Source organism: Streptomyces scopuliridis RB72 (genome assembly GCF_000718095.1).
GTDB classification, from domain to species: Bacteria; Actinomycetota; Actinomycetes; order Streptomycetales; family Streptomycetaceae; genus Streptomyces; species Streptomyces scopuliridis.
Genome location: NZ_JOEI01000002.1, coordinates 445,090 through 463,252 on the forward strand (window position 1 = coordinate 445,090; position 18,163 = coordinate 463,252).

Annotated in this window: 17 protein-coding genes; 13 read left to right on the top strand and 4 right to left on the bottom strand. The window is 71.6% G+C overall.

Features of this window, described 5'->3' with window-relative positions; genetic code table 11:
* The first annotated feature begins 82 nt into the window (after positions 1-82).
* The 6 genes from IF11_RS0103150 (at position 83) to purB (ending at position 6,249) form a co-directional block, all read left to right on the top strand.
* Positions 83-964 carry a TIGR03621 family F420-dependent LLM class oxidoreductase gene (locus IF11_RS0103150; protein WP_030349834.1) on the top strand — a complete coding sequence of 294 codons (882 nt, stop codon included), beginning with the start codon at positions 83-85 and terminating at the stop codon, positions 962-964.
* Between the two features lie 55 nt (positions 965-1,019).
* Positions 1,020-1,448 carry a GNAT family N-acetyltransferase gene (locus tag IF11_RS0103155; RefSeq protein ID WP_030349835.1) on the top strand — a complete coding sequence of 143 codons (429 nt, stop codon included), beginning with the start codon at positions 1,020-1,022 and terminating at the stop codon, positions 1,446-1,448.
* Positions 1,449-1,526: 78 nt separating this feature from the next.
* Entirely contained in the window at positions 1,527-2,864 is a 1,338-nt protein-coding gene (locus tag IF11_RS0103160) for a hemolysin family protein (RefSeq protein WP_030349836.1), read from the top strand.
* The gene (locus tag IF11_RS0103165; RefSeq protein ID WP_106979093.1) at positions 2,864-3,877 is read left to right on the top strand and encodes a hemolysin family protein; all 1,014 of its coding nucleotides are present in this window, start codon (positions 2,864-2,866) and stop codon (positions 3,875-3,877) included. The genes IF11_RS0103160 and IF11_RS0103165 overlap by 1 nt, the downstream gene beginning before the upstream one ends.
* 57 nt (positions 3,878-3,934) lie before the next feature.
* Positions 3,935-4,756: an SGNH/GDSL hydrolase family protein gene (locus tag IF11_RS0103170; RefSeq protein WP_030349838.1), complete on the top strand. Its 822-nt coding sequence runs from the start codon at positions 3,935-3,937 to the stop codon at positions 4,754-4,756.
* Positions 4,757-4,815: 59 nt separating this feature from the next.
* Positions 4,816-6,249 carry an adenylosuccinate lyase gene (gene purB, locus IF11_RS0103175; RefSeq protein ID WP_030349839.1) on the top strand — a complete coding sequence of 478 codons (1,434 nt, stop codon included), beginning with the start codon at positions 4,816-4,818 and terminating at the stop codon, positions 6,247-6,249.
* A gap of 377 nt (positions 6,250-6,626) precedes the next feature.
* Here the strand turns inward: purB and IF11_RS0103180 are convergent, their stop codons facing one another.
* The 3 genes from IF11_RS0103180 to IF11_RS0103190 are packed head-to-tail and all read right to left on the bottom strand — an operon-like array spanning position 6,627 to position 8,886.
* Positions 6,627-7,334: a B3/B4 domain-containing protein gene (locus tag IF11_RS0103180; RefSeq protein ID WP_030349840.1), complete on the bottom strand. Its 708-nt coding sequence runs from the start codon at positions 7,332-7,334 to the stop codon at positions 6,627-6,629.
* Between the two features lie 41 nt (positions 7,335-7,375).
* Positions 7,376-8,023: an FMN-binding negative transcriptional regulator gene (locus IF11_RS0103185; protein ID WP_030349841.1), complete on the bottom strand. Its 648-nt coding sequence runs from the start codon at positions 8,021-8,023 to the stop codon at positions 7,376-7,378.
* Positions 8,024-8,049: 26 nt separating this feature from the next.
* A complete protein-coding gene (locus IF11_RS0103190; protein WP_030349842.1) occupies positions 8,050-8,886 on the bottom strand; it encodes an EamA family transporter in 837 nt (278 codons plus the stop codon).
* A 110-nt stretch (positions 8,887-8,996) separates the two neighbouring features.
* Here IF11_RS0103190 and IF11_RS0103195 point away from each other — a divergent pair, with 110 nt between their 5' ends.
* From IF11_RS0103195 to IF11_RS0103225, 7 genes are all read left to right on the top strand, one after another.
* Complete coding sequence (locus tag IF11_RS0103195; RefSeq protein ID WP_030349843.1) at positions 8,997-9,581, top strand: helix-turn-helix domain-containing protein; 585 nt, start codon at positions 8,997-8,999, stop codon at positions 9,579-9,581.
* A gap of 261 nt (positions 9,582-9,842) precedes the next feature.
* Entirely contained in the window at positions 9,843-10,883 is a 1,041-nt protein-coding gene (locus IF11_RS0103200) for a LacI family DNA-binding transcriptional regulator (RefSeq protein ID WP_037726823.1), read from the top strand.
* Complete coding sequence (locus IF11_RS0103205) at positions 10,880-11,917, top strand: 2-hydroxyacid dehydrogenase (RefSeq protein WP_051745410.1); 1,038 nt, start codon at positions 10,880-10,882, stop codon at positions 11,915-11,917. The genes IF11_RS0103200 and IF11_RS0103205 overlap by 4 nt, the downstream gene beginning before the upstream one ends.
* Positions 11,914-13,137 carry a D-mannonate dehydratase ManD gene (manD, locus tag IF11_RS0103210; RefSeq protein WP_030349846.1) on the top strand — a complete coding sequence of 408 codons (1,224 nt, stop codon included), beginning with the start codon at positions 11,914-11,916 and terminating at the stop codon, positions 13,135-13,137. The genes IF11_RS0103205 and manD overlap by 4 nt, the downstream gene beginning before the upstream one ends.
* A 5-nt stretch (positions 13,138-13,142) precedes the next feature.
* Entirely contained in the window at positions 13,143-14,663 is a 1,521-nt protein-coding gene (locus IF11_RS0103215) for a mannitol dehydrogenase family protein (RefSeq protein WP_051745445.1), read from the top strand.
* A gap of 94 nt (positions 14,664-14,757) precedes the next feature.
* Positions 14,758-15,792 carry an NAD(P)-dependent alcohol dehydrogenase gene (locus IF11_RS0103220; RefSeq protein WP_037726826.1) on the top strand — a complete coding sequence of 345 codons (1,035 nt, stop codon included), beginning with the start codon at positions 14,758-14,760 and terminating at the stop codon, positions 15,790-15,792.
* A gap of 129 nt (positions 15,793-15,921) precedes the next feature.
* Positions 15,922-17,355: an MFS transporter gene (locus tag IF11_RS0103225; protein ID WP_051745411.1), complete on the top strand. Its 1,434-nt coding sequence runs from the start codon at positions 15,922-15,924 to the stop codon at positions 17,353-17,355.
* A 21-nt stretch (positions 17,356-17,376) separates the two neighbouring features.
* On the opposite strand, the gene IF11_RS36325 is transcribed toward IF11_RS0103225, so the two are convergent.
* Positions 17,377-17,823, bottom strand: coding sequence for a hypothetical protein (locus tag IF11_RS36325; protein WP_030349850.1), 447 nt, complete (start codon positions 17,821-17,823; stop codon positions 17,377-17,379).
* Positions 17,824-18,163: the final 340 nt, after the last annotated feature.

Below are 18,163 nucleotides of genomic sequence, written 5' to 3' on the forward strand. Positions count from 1 at the left end.
GCTAGCGCGCGGGTGCTAGCAACGGCAACACGGCAGGCACGCGCCCTACCCGACGTACGGCGGGGCGCCTAGGGTCGGCGGCATGACACGCCCTTTTCGATTCGGTGTGAACATGACGACGCCCGATATCGGCGAAGCCTGGCGCGCGCGGTGCGTACGGGCGGAGGCCCTCGGCTATGACGTGATCCTCGTGCCGGACCATCTGGGGATGGTGGCGCCCTTCCCGGCGCTGGTGGCCGCCGCGGCGGCGACCGAGCGGCCCCGGCTCGGCACCTTCGTCCTCAACGCCGCCTTCTGGAACCCCGCGCTGCTCGCCCGGGAGATCGCGACCACGGACGCGCTGACCGGCGGGCGTCTGGAGGTCGGGCTCGGCGCCGGCTATGTGCGGGAGGAGCATGAGCGGGCCGGTCTGGAGTTCCTTCCGCCCGGCGAACGGGTGGGTCATCTGATCCGTACGGTCACGGAGCTGGACCGGCTGCTCGGTGACGAGGTGGAGCTGCCCCGGCCCGTACAGCTGCCCCGGCCGCCCCTGCTGATCGGCGGGAACGGCGACCGGGTGCTGCGGCTGGCGGCCGAGCACGCGGAGATCGCCGCGTTCGCCGGGGGCCGGGCCACCAAGGAAGGGGGGCTGCGCGCGCTCGCCGCGCGGGAGCTGGCCGAGCGCGTCGACGCGTACCGGGGCTTCGCGGCCGGGCGAGCGGTCCCCGCCGAGCTGAATCTGCTGCTCCAGTACGTCGCCGTCACCCCGGACCGCAGGGCGGCGGTCCGGGAGCTGACCCCGATCGCGCCGGAGCTGACCGAGGACGAGCTGCTGGATCTGCCGCTGATCGCGGTCGGCACCGTACGGCAGATCGCCGACCAGCTACGGGGACTGCGGGAACGGTTCGGCTTCAGCTATCTCTGTGTCCTCGCCCCGTTCATGGAGGCGTTCGGGCCGGTGATCGAGGAGCTGAGCGGCAGCTGACCACAGGGCGGAAACCGTTCGACCTGCCTGTCCGAACAGTGATGGGATCGCCGGTATGAACGATTTCCGGATACGGGCCGCGACGCCGGCCGACCTCGACGCGGTGCTGGCCTTCTGGAAGGACGCCGCGGAGGGCACCAGCATCACGGACGACCGCGACGGCATCGAGCGGCTCGTGGCCCGCGACCCCGAGTCCCTGATCCTCGCGGAGCGCGACGGCGCGATCGCGGGCACGGTGATCGCGGGCTTCGACGGCTGGCGCTGTCATCTCTACCGGCTCGCGGTCCATCCGGACCAGCGGCGCCTGGGCATCGGCACGGCGCTGCTGACCGCGGCGGAGGAGCGCTTCGTACGGCTGGGCGGGCGGCGCGGCGACGCGATGGTGCTGGACGGCAACGAACTGGCGCACCACGCCTGGCGGGCGTCCGGCTACGGCCCTCAGCCACAGTGGACCCGCTGGGTGAAGCCGCTGGGGGACGGCTGATCCATCGGCAGCACGCGGGACGGCCGATGTCGCGCGGTCCTCCCCTCCCTGACCGATCATGGGACGGAGGTGTAATCGATGACCGAGGTGCTTCTGCTCGTCGTGGCGGTGCTGCTCTCGCTCGCCTGCGGAGCCTTCGTGGCGGCGGAATTCTCCCTCACCACCGTCGAGCGCGGAGAGCTGCAACGGGCCGCCGAGCGCGGGGAGCGGGGCGCCGCGGGGGCACTGAAGGCCGTACGGAGCCTCACGTTCCAGCTCTCCGGCGCGCAGCTCGGGATCACCGTCACGAATCTGGTCGTGGGCATGCTCTCCGAGCGGTCCATCGCGAAGCTGATCCGCGGACCGGTCGAGGCCGTGGGGCTGTCCCCCTCCGTCGCCTCCTCGGTGGCGCTGGTGATCGGCACGGCCCTGTCGACCCTCGTCCTGATGGTCGTCGGCGAGCTGGTCCCGAAGAACTGGGCGATCTCGTCGCCGCTGGCCGTCGCCAAGGTGGTGGCCACCCCGCAGCGGTACTTCACCGCGACGTTCCGTCCGTTCATCGGCCATCTCAACAGCACCGCGAACCGGATCGTGCGCGGCTTCGGTCTTGAGCCCACCGAGGAGCTGGCCTCCGCCCGCGGCCCGCAGGAACTGGCCGCCCTGGCACGGCACTCCGCGAAGGAGGGCGCGCTGGAGGCGGATACCGCCGAGCTGTTCGTACGGACGCTCAGCCTGTCCGCGCTGACCGCCGAGAACGTGATGACCCCCCGGGTGCAGGTGATGGCCCTCGACATACGCGCCACGGCGGAGGATGTCGCCAACGCCAGCCGCGCCACCGGGCTATCTCGATTTCCCGTCTACCGGGGCAGCCTCGACACCGTCGTCGGAACCGTCCATATCAAGGACGTCCTGGCGATCCCCGCCGAGGGGCGGCCCCGGCAGCCGGTGGCCGGTCTGCTGCGCGAACCGCTGCTGGTGCCGGAGAGCCTGACGGTGGACCAGCTGCTCGACCGGCTGTCGGGCGGCGCCACGATGGCCGTCGTCATCGACGAGTACGGCGGGACGGCGGGCGTCGTGACGCTGGAGGACATCGTCGAGGAGGTCGTCGGCGAGGTGCGCGACGAGCACGATCCGCAGGAGACCCCCGGTCTGGCGCTGCTGGGCGAGGACGCGGAGGGCCATGGGCTCTGGTCGGCGGACGGCGCGGCGCGGGCCGACCAGCTGAGGGCCGTGGGGCTGCGGATGCCGGAGGGGCCGTACGAGACGCTCGCCGGTCTGGTCGCCACGCAGCTGGGCCGTATCCCCGCCGAGGGCGACCGGCTCGAACTGGACGGCTGGGAGCTGGAGGTCGTGGACGCCACGGGCCGGCGCGCGGCCCGGCTGCTGCTGCGCGCGCCCCTCCCGGCGGCCGGGGACAACGGTGAGGAGGAGCGATGATCACCGCGCTCCAGTTGTTCATCGGTCTGCTGACGCTGGTCGTCAACGCCTTCTTCGTCGCGTCCGAATTCGCCCTGATCTCCGCACGCCGCAGCCAGATCGAGCCGGAGGCGGAGGCAGGCAACCGGCGGGCGCGCCGCGTCATCTGGGGCCTGGAGCATGTGTCGGCGCTGCTGGCGGCGGCGCAGCTGGGCATCACGCTGTGCACGCTGGTGCTCGGTATCGTCGCCGAGCCCGCCATCGCGCATCTGCTGGAGCCGGTCTTCAACGCGGTGGGCGTGCCGCACGGTCTGGTGCATCCGATCTCGTTCGTGATCGCGCTCACCGTGGCCACGTATCTGCACATGCTGCTCGGCGAGATGGTGCCGAAGAACGTCGCGCTGGCCGGTCCCGCGCGGGCGGCGCTGCTGCTCGGCCCGCCGCTGGTCGCGCTGGCGCGGGCGCTGCGCCCGGTGATCTTCACGGTCAACGCCTTCGCCAACGCGCTGCTGAGACTGCTCCGGGTGCAGACGCGGGACGAGGTGACCGCCACCTTCTCCGACGACGAGCTGGCCCGGCTGGTCACGGACGCCGGCCACGCGGGGCTCCTGGACGACCGCGCGGCCGAGCGGCTGCACGACGCGCTGGAGCTGGGGCGCCGGCCGGTGCGCGATGTGGTGATGCCGCTGGAGGGGGTGGTCACCGCGCGGCTCGGGATCACCCCGGAGGGCCTGGAGCGCCTGGCGGCGGAGACCGGATTCTCGCGCTTCCCGGTGGTGGACACCTCGCGGCGGATCCTGGGCTACCTCCATGTGAAGGACGCGCTGGACGCCGTACCGCGCGACGGACCGTTCCCCGTCCAGGAGATGCGGACGATCGCGCGGGTACGGGCCACGACGCCGATGGACGACGTACTGACGGCGATGCGCCGCAGCCGTACGCATCTGGCCGCGGTCGAGGACGACGAGGGCAGGCTCGAAGGGCTGGTGACGATGGAGGACGTACTGCGCGAGCTGGTCGGCAGGCACGCGTAGGCCCGCCGGGGACCCTCGGAAGGCGCGGTCCATACCGAGCGGTACGATCACTCCGCCATGGAGATGAATGCCAACTACACCAGTTTCGTCGCGGTCGGTGACTCCTTCACCGAGGGCATGTCCGACCTCCTCCCCGACGGCTCGTACCGCGGCTGGGCGGATCTGCTCGCCGCGCGGCTCGCGGCCCGTACCCCCGGGTTCCGGTACGCGAATCTCGCCGTACGCGGAAAGCTCATCGGCCAGATCGTCAACGAACAGGTGGACGTCGCCGCCGCGATGAAACCGGACCTGGTGACGCTGGTCGGCGGACTCAACGACACCCTGCGGCCGAAGGTCGACATGGGGCGGGTGCGCGGGCTGCTCGCCGAGGCGGTGGAACGGCTCGCCCCGGCCTGCGGACAGCTGGTGCTGATGCGCAGCCCCGGTCGCGACGGCCCGGTGATGGAGAGGTTCCGGCCGAGGATGGAGGAGCTGTTCTCCCTCGTGGACGAGCTGGCCGCGCGCCATGGCGCGCTCGTCGTCGATCTGTACGGGGCTCCGGTGCTCGGTGATCAACGGCTGTGGGACGCGGACCGGCTGCATCTCACCGGCGAGGGCCACCGCCGGGTCGCGGAGGCCGTCTGGCAGACGCTGGGGCTGGACGCCGAGGACGACTGGCGCGCGGAGCTGCCGCCGGCCGTGCCCGTGGGGTGGCCCGCGCGGCGGACGAGCGACATCCGGTTCGCCCGGCAGCATCTCGGGCCGTGGATCATGCGCCGGGTCACGGGACGCTCCTCGGGGGACGGCCGGCCCGCGAAGCGGCCGGAGCTGCTGCCGTACGAGATACCGGGGCCCGACGGCACACCGGCGCCCGACGCCGGCCCGCGGGGGCTCTCGTAGCAAGCCACAAAAACGCCCGCGGCGCTGGCCTGCACAAAGCGCCTATAGAATCCCTTCACGTGACTGCCAAGCCTCGTATCCCCAATGTCCTTGCCGGCCGCTACGCCTCGACCGAGCTGGCCGTGCTGTGGTCCCCCGAGCAGAAGGTGAGGCTGGAGCGTCAGCTGTGGCTCGCCGTGCTGCGGGCCCAGCGGGACCTCGGGATCGAGGTGCCGGAGTCCGCGCCGGCCGACTACGAGCGCGTCCTCGACCAGGTCGATCTGGCGTCGATCGCCGAGCGCGAGAAGGTCACCCGGCACGATGTGAAGGCGCGGATCGAGGAGTTCAACGCGCTCGCCGGCCATGAGCAGGTGCACAAGGGAATGACCTCCCGCGATCTGACGGAGAACGTCGAACAGCTCCAGATCCGGCTGTCCCTGGAGCTGATGCGGGACCGCACGGTGGCGGTGCTGGCCCGCCTCGGCAAGCTCGCCGGCGAGTACGGGGAGCTGGTCATGGCCGGCCGCTCGCACAACGTCGCCGCGCAGGCCACGACGCTCGGCAAGCGCTTCGCGACCGCCGCGGACGAACTGCTCGTCGCGTACGGGCGTCTGGACGACCTCCTCGGCCGCTACCCGCTGCGCGGGATCAAGGGCCCGGTCGGCACCGCGCAGGACATGCTCGACCTGCTCGGCGGGGACACCGCGAAACTGGCCGAGCTGGAACGCCGTATCGCCGGCCACCTGGGCTTCGCCCAGGCCTTCACCTCGGTCGGCCAGGTGTATCCCCGCTCGCTCGACTACGACGTGGTGACCGCGCTGGTGCAGCTGGCGGCGGCGCCGTCCTCGGTCGCCAAGACGATCCGGCTGATGGCCGGGCACGAACTGGTCACCGAGGGCTTCAAGCCCGGCCAGGTCGGCTCGTCCGCGATGCCCCACAAGATGAACACGCGCTCCTGCGAGCGGGTCAACGGCCTCATGGTGATCCTGCGCGGCTACGCGTCGATGACCGGCGAGCTGGCGGGCGACCAGTGGAACGAGGGCGATGTCTCCTGCTCGGTGGTCCGCCGGGTGGCGCTGCCCGACGCGTTCTTCGCCTTCGACGGGCTGCTGGAGACCTTCCTGACGGTCCTCGACGAGTTCGGCGCGTTCCCGGCGGTCGTGGCGCGCGAACTGGACCGCTATCTGCCGTTCCTGGCCACGACCAAGGTGCTGATGGGCGCGGTACGGGCCGGTGTGGGCCGCGAGGCGGCGCACGAGGTCATCAAGGAGCACGCCGTGGCCTCGGCCCTCGCGATGCGCGAACAGGGCGCCGAGCGCAACGAACTCCTCGACCGGCTGGCCGCGGACGACCGCATGCCGCTCGACCGCGCCGCGCTGGACGCGCTGATGGCGGACAAGCTGTCCTTCACGGGCGCGGCGGAGGACCAGATCGCGACGGTGGTGTCCCGCGTCGAGGAGATCGTGAAGCGCCACCCGGAGGCCGCGGGCTATACGCCGGGCTCGATCCTGTGACCTCCGCGTGAAGCGGGTTGTATGGCGCGGGTCGTCTCTGGCTGGGGCCGGATTCCGAGTGCGGGTTGTTCGGTACGGGTGGTCTTTGGCTCGGGCCGGACTCCGAGTGCGGGTTGTCGCCGGGGTGCGCTCCGGGGCTCGCGCCCGGGACGGCATGATTTACGGCGCCTAACGGGCCACAGTCGGAAGACGGGCGGTCGCGCGCCACAAATCACGCTTCAGTGTCCCGGACACGACCCCTGCGCGCCCCCCTTCACCGCCCGCACAAGCCACCTCGGCCCGGAGGGTTCACCGGCCGAGCGGGGCCGAGCTCTCTTCCCTGGAGGCCAGGGCACGACCGAGCTCCCGGACGCGATGCGGTCGGTCTGGCGGACGACTCAGACGGTGGCCTGGGGTTGTGCCGGGCTGAGGTAGTGCACGGCGGTCTGTTCGGCATGCAGGGCGAGCAGGCCCTGCAACTCGTGTGCCGCGGCCTTGAGGAGGTCCCCGTCGCGGTCTGCGTGGAGGGTTTCGAGGACGAGGGCGATGTGGGTGGAGTCCTCGGTGACGCGGGTGCGGTGGGCGTCGCGGTGGTTCCAGTGGCGGGTCAGGACGCCGGTGGTGTCCGCGTAGATGATTTCGCCGGGCTTGGGGGTTTCGACGGTGTCGGGTTCGCCGAGCGGGGTGAAGGATTCGGTGCCGTCCGCGTGGCGGATGTCGACGTCGCCGGTGACGTGGTCCACGTCGAAGGCGCCGGCGGGCAGGCCGTGATGGACGGAGACGGCGTTGTAGGAGTCGACGGCCGGGTTGATGCGCGGCAGGGCCCCCTTCTTGGCCAGGCGGCGGCCGAGCGCGTCGACGCTGGGGCGGATGCGGCGGGGGTTGGTGCCGAAGGAGCGGTAGGCGCTGTGCCACGCCTCGATACGGGGATCGGTCTCGTCGGCCGGCTGCCAGATGCCGTCGGCGAGCCGCTGCTCCAAGTCCTCCAGGGCGGCGGCAGTGTCGGGCCAGGGTTCGCGGCCGCGCAGGCCGGTGGCGGTGACCAGGGCGATGAGGGTGTCGGGGAAGGCGTCTGCGACGGCGGGGGCGATGCGGAAGGCGGGCATGAGCGGGGTTTCCGTTTTCTGTGTACGTGCGGGGGTGGGGGTCAGGGCTTCCAGGGGCCGATGCGGTCCAGGCGGCGGAGCTGCTGGCGCGCGGTGGGCACGTCCAGGCCCTGGCCACGCTCAGTGAGGCGGTCGGCGACGGAGGTGCGGTGCTCGACGGGCTTGTGGTCGTCGTACTTGAACTTGGCCCGTACCTCGGTGACTTCCAGGCGCAGGCCGCGGATTCCGGACAGCATCCGACCGTAGGGCGGCTGGTCGACGGCGACCGGCGCGTGGTCGCCGTCGGGCTGGAAGTGGGCGAGCTGGCGGCGCAGCAGCTCGGCCTTGGCCTCGGGCTCATCGACGATGCCGGCACGGCAGGCGAACTGCACCGCCGCGTAGTAGCTGGTGGGCACGCCGTCGGTGGGCGGAGTGTCGGCCTTGGCGCGCCAGGGGCCGGGAATAAAGGCGTAGTCGCCGATGACGGTGAAGACGACGTTCTGGTCGTGCTCGATCGCCTTCCAGACCGGGTTGGGCCGGGCGAGGTGGATGAGAAGGTGGCGGTCGTCGCAAGTGAAGTGGGTGGGGACGACGGTGGGCGGGTGGCCGGGCAGGCCATTGACGCTCAACTGTCCGAAGTCGTGGCCGTCGGCGATCCAGGTCTGCCATTCGGCTTCGCCGAGGGTGGCGTCCCAGGGCTGGATGAACATGCTGGTCTCCTTGTGTGGTGGGCTGCTCAGCTGAGGGCGAGGAGGCTGACGGCGACGGCGGCGGCGCCCAGGCCGACGAGTTGGCCGCGGTGGATACGTTCGGCGAGCACGCCGCGGGCGAGCAGGACCGTGCCGGCCGGGTAGAGGGCAGTGATCACGGCGACGACGGCGAGGTCCCCGCTGCGGGCGGCGAGGAGGAACAGCAGGTTCGCCACGGAGTCCAGCACACCCGCGGCCGCCGACATCGCGTACGCGGGCCGCTCCGGGCCCAGCTTGCGGTGCATCAGCCCGGCTGCGGCCAGGGTGACAGCAGAGGAGACGGCCCGGCCGATGATCAGGGGAGCCACCCCGCTGTCGGAGGGCGTCTGGTGCAGGAGAACGAGCTGAAGGGCGATGGCCGCGCCCGCGCCCAAGGCCAGCAGCAGCGCCGTCCGGGAGGGACGCGCCGAGCCGGCGCCGTGTCCGGCGCTGACCAGCACGACCGCCACCAGCGCGAGCGGCAGGCCGATGAGTCCGACGGCGGCCAGGCGCTCGCCCTGCAGCAGGCCCACCCCGACGGGCAGCGCGGCGGACACCAGCGCGGTCACCGGCGACAGCGCGTTCATCGGACCGACCGCCAGGGTGCGGTAGAGCAGGGCGAACGCGGCGGCCGAGGCGACCCCCGATGCGGCACCCCAGCCGAGAGCACCGGCACTGAACGAGGCGCCGAGGAACGGCCACAGCAGCAGTTCGACGGCGAGGCTGGCCGGGGCAGCGATCATGACGGTACGCAGCACATGGGCTTTCCGGGCGCCAAGCCCTCCGAGGAAATCGGCGCATCCGTAGGCGAGTGAGCTGCCAAGGGCCAGCAGCAGAGCGATCACGGTGCATCCCTTACTATTCACTGGAACGACCAAACCGTACAACGGATCGACCGGTCGATGTCAACCAACCGACCGCACGGTGCATTCCAGTGGTAAGGATGGGAGATCAGATGACCGAGACGGCCGCAGCCCTGCGAGCGGTGGCGCACAACGTCAAGGCGGCCCGCACGCGCGCCGGCCTGTCCCTGGACGAACTCAGCAGACGCGCCCAGGTGAGCAAGGGCGCCCTGGTGGGACTGGAGAAAGCCCAGGGCAACCCCAACTTCGCCACCCTGGTCCGGCTGGCCGACACCCTCGGCATCTCGGTGTCCGCCCTGATGCAGGGACCGGCCGAAGGCCGCGTCCGCGTCGTGGCCGCCGACGCCATCGCGCCGCTGTGGACCGGGAAACAGGGCAGCGAGGCCCGGCTCATGCTGACGACCTCGGGCCCGGCCCCTGTCGAGGTCTGGCGCTGGCGGCTGGAGCCGGACGAGGAATACCCAAGCCACCCCCACCAGGCAGGAGTCGTGGAAACCGTCAGCGTCACCTCCGGCCGGATGACCCTGGTCGTCGACGGCACCGAGCACACCGTCGAAGCCGGACAGACCGCCACGTTCGACGGCGACGCCGCGCATACCTACCGCGGCGCGGGCACCGAAACCTGCCACCTGATCATGACGGTCCACCTGCCGCCGGGCCCCGCTTCCACCACCTGACTCGCGGCCGCCGGGCCGCACCCGCCCCCGACCCCCAGCCGGGCGGCGGGTTGCCGGGACCGCCGGAGGCCCCGGCACCCGCCACCACAACGCACCCCGCGCAACGACCCCCCGCCGGGAGGCGCACCGCACCACAACACCCCCCACCGCACGGCAACCTTGCCGAATTCTCGGCAACCCTTGACAAGTTTGCGCAACGGTGACGACCATGCAACATGTCGTTCACCCACCTCACTCCGTCGAACCAGTAGCGGAGTCCCCATGGCCCCCACCCTCACCGACGTAGCCAAGCGCGCCAACGTCGCGCTTTCCACCGCATCCCGCGCCTTCAGCGACCCGGACCGGCTCGGACCCCAGACCTTGCGCAAGGTGCTTGCCGTTGCGCAAGAGCTGGGATACGAGCCATCCGTCGCACGCCTCGCGGAGCCGCCCGCCGAGGGCGAGACCGCCACCGTGGCCGTTGTCGTGCCCGATATCGCCAACCCCGTGTTCGGGGCCTTCGTGAAGGCCGCCCAGGGTGAGGGGTGGCATCGCAGGCAGACCGTCGTGCTCGCCGACACCGATCTGAGCCCCGACCGCGAGCGCGAGGTGATCGCGCATATGCGGGACCGCGCGGACGGGTTGATCGTGTGTTCGCCCCGGCTGGAGGCGGAGGAGATCCTCGACATCTGTGGCCGCACGCCCGTCGTCCTGGTCAATCGCGAGACGACCGGCGCGGACTGCGTGATCGCCGACGCCGCGCACGGGATGCGGCAGGCCGTCGAGTATCTGGCCGCGCTCGGGCATCGGCGGATCGCCTATGTGCAGGGCATGCAGCGCTCCTGGTCCAACGCGCACCGCGTCGAGTTGATCCGGGCCGAGACCGAACGGGCCGGGCTCGGGCTGGAGTTGCTGGGGTGGCAGGCCGAGACGGTGGCGGGCGGGACCGCCGCGGCGGCGAGTGTGATGGCCTCCGGCGCCTCCGCGGTGATCACGCACAACGATCTGATGGCGTTCGGTGTGATCGCCGGTGCCCGCGCGCTGGGGCTGGCCGTCCCGGAGGACCTCAGTGTCATAGGGGTCGACGACATCCCGTTCGCGGAGGTGTCACAACCGTCCCTGACGAGCATCGCGGTGCCGATGGCCAAGGCCGGTGCGCTCAGCCTGGACCTGCTGGGACAGATCATCGCGGGCGAGCGGCAGACCCCGCGCATGCTCCGGCTGCCGACCCAGCTCATCGTGCGCGGGTCGAGCGGACCGGCCGCGTCGCACTCCTCCCGGCAGGAAGCCGCCGTGGACCGGGCGTGGGAGGACGCGTCATGACCGCTGACAAGGCCGGCAAGACCGGCAAGACCGCAACGGCCGCCAGCATACGGACCGTCGTGGTCGCCGACTCCAATCTCGTGCCCCTGCGGGCGGAGTTCGAGGCCGCTCTCCCCGCCGGCGTGGCCGTCAACTGGCCGGATGCCGGGGACGCCGGCGCGGTCGAGGCGGCCCTCGCGGACGCGGATGTCCTCGTATCGGCGGTGTGCTCCGCCCGGATGGCCGCCGTCGCCCCGCGCCTCCGGCTGGTCCACGCCGCGGGCGCCGGCACGGAGAAGATCGACATCGGCTCGCTGGCGCCGGGCACCGTCGTCGCCCATACGTTCCACCACGAGGACTCGATGGCCGAGTACGTCCTCTCGTCCGCCATCCTGCTGCGCCGCGGCTTTCTGCGTCAGCACCGCGCGCTGCGTCACGGGGAGTGGGACTCCCCCGCGTACGACCCGCGCTCCCCCTGGGTGGACAGCCTCGCCACGGCGACGGTCGGTTTCGTCGGCTTCGGTCATATCGGCGCGCGCTGCTGGGAGTTGTTCCGGGCGTTCGGCGCGCGGGGCGTGGCCGTCACCCGGCGCGGTGATGTCGACGCGGCGGCCCGGCGGCTGGCCTGGTCGGGCACGGTCGACGATCTCGGGACGCTGCTGGAGACCTCCGACATCGTGGTGGTGTCGGCGCCGCTGACCGAGGCGACGGCGGGGCTGATCGGCGCGGCCGAACTGTCCCGGATGCGTCCGGACGCGGTGCTGATCAATGTCGGCCGCGGACCTGTCGTGGACGAGGACGCCCTCTACCGGGCGCTGAGCGAACGCGCCATCGGCGCCGCCGCGCTCGACGTCTGGTACCGGTATCCGCCCGGCGGGCACACCGGCGCCCCCGGCCACCACCCCTTCGAGAAGCTGGACAACGTACTGATGACTCCCCACTCCTCGGGCCTCACCCGCGAGACCTTCGCGCGCCGGGCCGCCGATATCGCCGCCAACATCGGGCGGCTGGCCGCGGGCGAAGAGCTGCGCGATGTCGTGGTGGTGGCCCGATGAGCACGACCGACACGATCGTCGCCGCCGATGTCCTCGTCACCAGTCCGGGCCGTAATTTCGTCACGCTCAAGATCACCACGGCCCAGGGGCTGACCGGCTGGGGCGATGCCACGCTCAACGGCCGCGAGCTGGCCGTCGCCTCGTATCTGCGCGACCACGTCGCGCCGCTCCTCATAGGCCGGGACCCGGCGAGGATCGAGGACACCTGGCAGTACCTGTACCGCGGGGTCTACTGGCGGCGCGGTCCCGTGACGATGACCTCCATCGGCGCGGTGGACCTCGCGCTGTGGGACATCAAGGGGAAGGCGACCGGCCAGCCCGTCTACCAGTTGCTCGGCGGCGCGGTACGCGACCGGATCCTGACGTACACCCATGCCACCGGCTGGGACATCCCCCAGCTGCTGGACTCGATCGACGCCCAGCGCGAGCGGGGTTTCCTCGCGGTACGCGCACAGAGCGGCGTGCCCGGCCACGACATGGTGTACGGCGTCACCAAGGGCGGTCCGGGGTACGAGCCGGCCGGGCGGGGCGCCGCGCCCGTGGAGGAGGTCTGGGACACCGAGTCGTATCTCCGGCACGCGCCGAAGGTGCTCGCGGCGGCCCGCGACCATGTGGGGCCGGAGCTGAAGCTGTTGCACGATGTGCACCACCGGCTCACACCGGGCCAGGCCGCACGGCTCGGCGGCGCGCTGGAGGCGGTGGACCTCTTCTGGCTGGAGGATGTCACTCCGGCGGAGAACCAGCAGGTCCTGCGGCATGTACGGCAGCACACCACCGTGCCGCTGGCGATCGGCGAGGTGTTCAACACCGTCTGGGAGTGCCAGTCCCTGATCACCGAGCAGCTGATCGACTACGTACGGACGTGTGTGACGCACGCGGGCGGGATCAGTCATCTGCGGCGGATCGCGGCGCTGGCCGAGATCTGGCAGATCGCGCTCGGTCCGCACGGCCCCTCGGATGTGTCGCCGGTGGCGCTGGGCGCGTCGCTGCATGTCGGGCTCTCGACCCCGAACTTCGCCATCCAGGAGTACATGGGCTACGAACCGGTCGTCCATGAGGTGTTCCGGCACGCGTGGACCTATGCCGACGGATATCTGCACCCCGGTGACCAGCCCGGTCTCGGGATCGAGGTCGACGAGGCGCTGGCCGCCCGGTATCCGTACGAGCCCGCCTATCTGCCGGTCGCGCGCCGTCGCGACGGCTCGATGACGGACTGGTGACGGCGATGACGGTTCTTCCCCGGCTCGGTGCCGCGACCGTGCCCGCGCGGACGGCGGGGCGCCGGCGTCCGCCCGCCGAGACCGGCATCGTGCATCTCGGTCTCGGCAACTTCCACCGCGCCCACCAGGCCGTGCACACGGCCGCCGCGCTGGCCCACACCGATGGCCCGTGGGGCATTCTCGGTGTGGCCGGGCGCTCGGTGAGCGTGGCGCGGGCGATGCGTGAGCAGGAGATGCGCTACGCGGTCGTGGAGATCTCGCCCGGGCGCACCCATGTCACCGTCCCCGCCGTGCACACCGGCGCGCTGGTGGCGGCTGAGCAGCCCGAGGATGTGCTCGACGCCCTCGCGGCGCCCGGTACGGCCCTCATCACGATGACGGTCACCGAACACGGCTACACCTACTCGCCGCGCACGCACGGCCTGGACCTCGACGCACCCGCGGTACGGGCGGACCTGGCGGGTGACGGTCCGCCGCGTACCACCATCGGGCAGATCGTCCGCGGGCTCCAGCGCCGCCGGCGGGCGAATGCCGCGCCCGTGACCGTGCTCAGCTGCGACAACCTGGTGGGCAACGGCGACCAGACGCGGCGGCTGGTCCGCGAGTTCACCGAGGCCCTGCCGACCGCCGAGCGCGACGATCTGACGCCGTGGCTGGAGAACGCGGTGGCGTTCCCCAACTCGATGGTCGACCGGATCGTGCCCGCCACCACCGATGTCTACCGCGACGCGGTCGCCGCGCGGCTCGGGGTACGGGACGACGTACCGGTGCCGGCCGAGCCGTTCAGCATGTGGGTGATGGAGGACCGGTTCGCCGCGGGGCGTCCGCGCTGGGAGCACGGCGGCGCGCTGTTCACCGACGACGTCGAGCCGTACGAGCTGCTCAAGCTCCGGCTGCTCAACGGCACCCATTCGCTGATCGCCTACCTGGGCGCGCTGGACGGGCGCGGGACCATCCCGGACTCGATCGGCAGGCCGTTCATCGCCGAGGCGGCGCGCGGGGTCCTGTTCGGCGACTATCTGCCGAGTCTCGCCGTGCCCGCCGATATCGAACTGGACGCGTACGTCGGGCAGCTCTTCGAGCGCTGGGCCAACACGGCTCTGGGCCATCGCACCCAGCAGGTCGGCTCGGACGGTTCGGTGAAGCTGCGCCAGCGGGTGCCCGAGCCCGCGCTGCTGCATCTGCGCGCGGGGCGGATGCCCCATCATCTGGCGCTGACCGTCGCCGCCTATCTGTGCTGTGTGGCGCCGCCGTCCGGCTTCTCGCCGGGTCCGCACGCCGCCGCCATGGTGGATCCGGCCCGCGCCGCACTGACCGGGATCGCGGACCGCGCCCCCTCGGGATCCCGGACCGCGTTCGTCGAAGCCGTCCTGGAGAGCGGACTGCTCGGCGACGGTCTGACGGAGTACCCCGACTTCGCCGGCCGGGTCGCCGAACTCCTCGACGTTCTCGTCCGTTACGGGCCGGCCGCCGCCGCGGCGGATGCCACCCGCGCCGCCGAGGCCGAACCGCGGCCCGTCCGCTGACCCTTCCCTGCCCCCGTCCCCTTGCCCCCGCCTCCCTCCAAGTCTCCTCGTCTCTTCAACTCCTCCCCGATCCCCCTCACAAGGACGTGAGAAAGTGCCCGCTCCCGAATCGGCCCGCGCCGCTGTTCTGTACGGCCCGGGTGACCTGCGTATCGAAGACCGCGCGCTGCGGCCCCTCGGCCCCGACGATGTGCTCGTCACGGTCGACGCCGTCGGTGTCTGCGGCTCGGACATGCATTACTTCGCCCAGGGCCGCAACGGCCAGAACGTGCTGCGGCAGCCGACCGTGCTCGGCCACGAGGCCGCCGGGGTCATCACCGCGAAGGGCTCCGCCGTACCGCTGGCGGTCGGCACCCGCGTCGCGGTGGAGCCCGCCGTCGGCTGTGGCACCTGCCCGACCTGCCGCTCCGGGCGCTACAACCTCTGCCCGGTCGGCACCTGCTTCGGCTCGCCCCCGACCGACGGCACGTTCGCCGAGCACATCGTCGCCGCCGGCCGCGCCGTCCATCCCCTCCCCGACGCGATCCCCCTGGAGGCCGGCGCGCTGATCGAGCCGCTGGCCGTCGCCGTATGGGCGGTGCAGCGGGCCGGAGTCGAGTTCGGCGACCGCGTACTGGTCACCGGAGCCGGCCCGATCGGTGTGCTCGTCATGCAGGTGGCGCGGGCCGCGGGGGCGACGGAAGTGATCGTCACCGATGTCAATGACGCACGACTGGCCCAAGCTCTCGCCCTGGGGGCGAGCGCCGTGATCAACACGGCCGGGCAGGCCCCGGATCTCACCGGGATCGACCGGCTGCTGGAGTGCTCGGCCCATCCGGCGGCGCTCTGGCAGGGGCTCAGGACACTGCGCCCCGCCGGCCGGGCGATCGTGGTGGGCCAGGCGCCGCCGAGCGTCGACGGGCTGCCGCTCGCGCATCTCCAGCGCTGGGAGATCGAGCTGTCCACCGCGTTCCGCTCCGCGCACGCCTTCCCCACGGCGATCGCGCTGGCCGCCGAAGGGCGGGTCGATCTCGCGGGTGTGCTCACCGGTCGGTTCCCGCTGGATCTGGCGGCCGACGCGCTGCGGGCGCCGGGGGCCGACCCGGCTCATCTCAAGGTCGTCGTCCGCCCAGGCGACGCGCCCGTCTGACCGTCCCCGTACCGCTCCTCACCCCCCTCCCCGCACCGCTCCGGAACTCCCCGCACCGCTCTGGAACCGCACCGCTCCGGAAGTCCCCGCACCGCTCTGAAAACCGATCCGTTCAAGGAGGCATGGATCATGGACAGCAACACCACCCCAGCCACCGCACCTCTGTCCCCACCCGCCGAGACCCCGTCCGGGGAACCGGCCGCCGACCCGGGCGCCGTACGCCGCGCCGCCTGGGCCGGTCTGATCGGCACCGCGCTCGAACAGTACGACTTCGTCATCTACGGAACCGCCTCGGCGCTCATCTTCAGCGATCTGTTCTTTCCCAATGTCTCGGCCTCGGTCGGCATCCTCGCCAGCTTCAGTACGTACGCGGTGGGCTTCGCGGCCCGGCCGCTCGGCGGGCTCTTCTTCTCCCGCTACGGGGACCGCCTCGGCCGCAAGTGGGTGCTGGTCGCCACGCTGCTGCTGATGGGCGGCTCCACGCTCGCCATCGGTCTGCTGCCGACGTACGGGCAGGTGGGGCTGCTCGCCCCGATCCTGCTGCTGATCTGCCGGATGGGCCAGGGCTTCGGCGCCGGCGCGGAGCAGTCGGGAGGCGCCACCCTCCTCACCGAGACGGCCGCCAGAGGACGGCGAGGGAGGCTGTCCTCGCTTGTCATGGCGGGCGCGGCGCTGGGCACGGCGCTCGGGGCGGTGGCCTGGATACTGGCCCAACGGCTCTCCGACGACGCCCTGATGAGCTGGGGCTGGCGGCTGGTCTTCTGCAGCAGTCTCGTGGTGACCGTGGTCGCGATGGTGATCCGGCGCAAGCTCAACGAGAGCCCGGTCTTCCAGGACCTCAAGAAGCAGGCCGAGCGGCCCGCGTCGCCGGTGAAGGAGGTCTTCGCGCACGGCCGGCGGCCGATGCTGCTGGTCCTCTTCATGAACTTCGGGATCAGCACGCAGTCCTACACGTACCAGGTCTTCATGGCCTCCTATCTGGTGACGACCGTGGGCGTCGACAAGGATTTCGTACCGGAAGTGCTGCTGCTGGGCGCGATCTGCGGCGGTATCGCGGCGATCGGCTTCGGCACGCTCTCGGACCGGCTCGGACGCAGGCCGGTGTACACCCTGATCCTCAGCGCGCTCGTCCTGCTCCCCGCCCCCACCTTCGTCGCGCTCAACTCCGGATCGAAGATCGCGATCACGGTGGCGATCGTCGTCGGCTTCATCCTGGCCTGTCAGGGCGCGGTCGGCGTACAGATGAGCTACTTCCCGGAGCTGTTCGGCAACCGCTACCGCTACGCCGGGGTCACCCTGGGCCGGGAGTTCTCCTCCGTGATCGGCGGCGGGGTCGCACCGCTGATCTGTACCGCGCTGGTCACCGCGTTCTCCGGCTCCTGGATACCCGTCGCCGTGTACATGATGCTGGTCACGACGGTCAGTCTGATCACCACCCGCATGGCGCCGGAGACCCTCGACCGTGACCTGAACACTCCTGTCGACAGCACCGATCCGGCCGAGATCCGGGCCCGGCAGGAACGGGCCCTGTCGTCCGGCCCGTTGACGAAAGCAGGCGGCTGACCGTCCGTACGGCACGGTCATCTACGGCGGATCCGTCTCGGTGACGGCCACGACGATACGGAACGGCCGCTCCCCGGCCTCACCGTCCGGCCCCGCCTCACCGTCCGCCCCCGCCTCCCCCGCCGCGCCCAGCGCGAGCCAGCGGCCCTCCCACCGCCACAGGTGGAGGTAGTCGAAGCCGTCGCTCAACTCGCGCCAGGGGTCCGGTATCTCCTCCCCCGCGCCGAGGCGTGTCCGCACGCTCCAGAGACTGATGTAGTGCGGCTCACCGAAGCGGGCGGTGAGAATGCCGGTCAGCGCGGTGTGCTCCGCGCCGTGCTGACCGGCATCCGCCGTGCCGTCCCCCTGGAACAGCTCGGCGAGGTGGTAGCCGGGACCGCTTCTGCCCAGCTCGGTGGGGCCGCGCTCCGCGGGGAAGGCGCGGACACGCAGCAGCTCGATGACGGCGAGTTGCTGTGCGGTGGTCATGTGTCCAGTAAACCTGCGGGCACTGACATTTGGCTGCCCGTCAGGTGACCGTAGGGCCGCCAACGCCTCCCACTCTGCTCAGCCGCGACGCCGGGCAGTGGCGCACGCCACTCGCAGCACCGGCGGGCACCGAGTAGCATCCGCCTAGGTACGGTCCGGCCGATCTTCGCGGATCAGACCGCGGCGTCTGGTGCACTACGTTCGCTGCGCTCTCTTCGTCTCGGCGCCTTGATTCTCCTTCGGATGCCGAGCGGCGATCGCAAGGCGGAGGATCGGCGTTGTGGATGGCCCGGCCGTACTCGGGCGACTCCGACAACGCGGCGAGCGTGCGCCCGCCGCG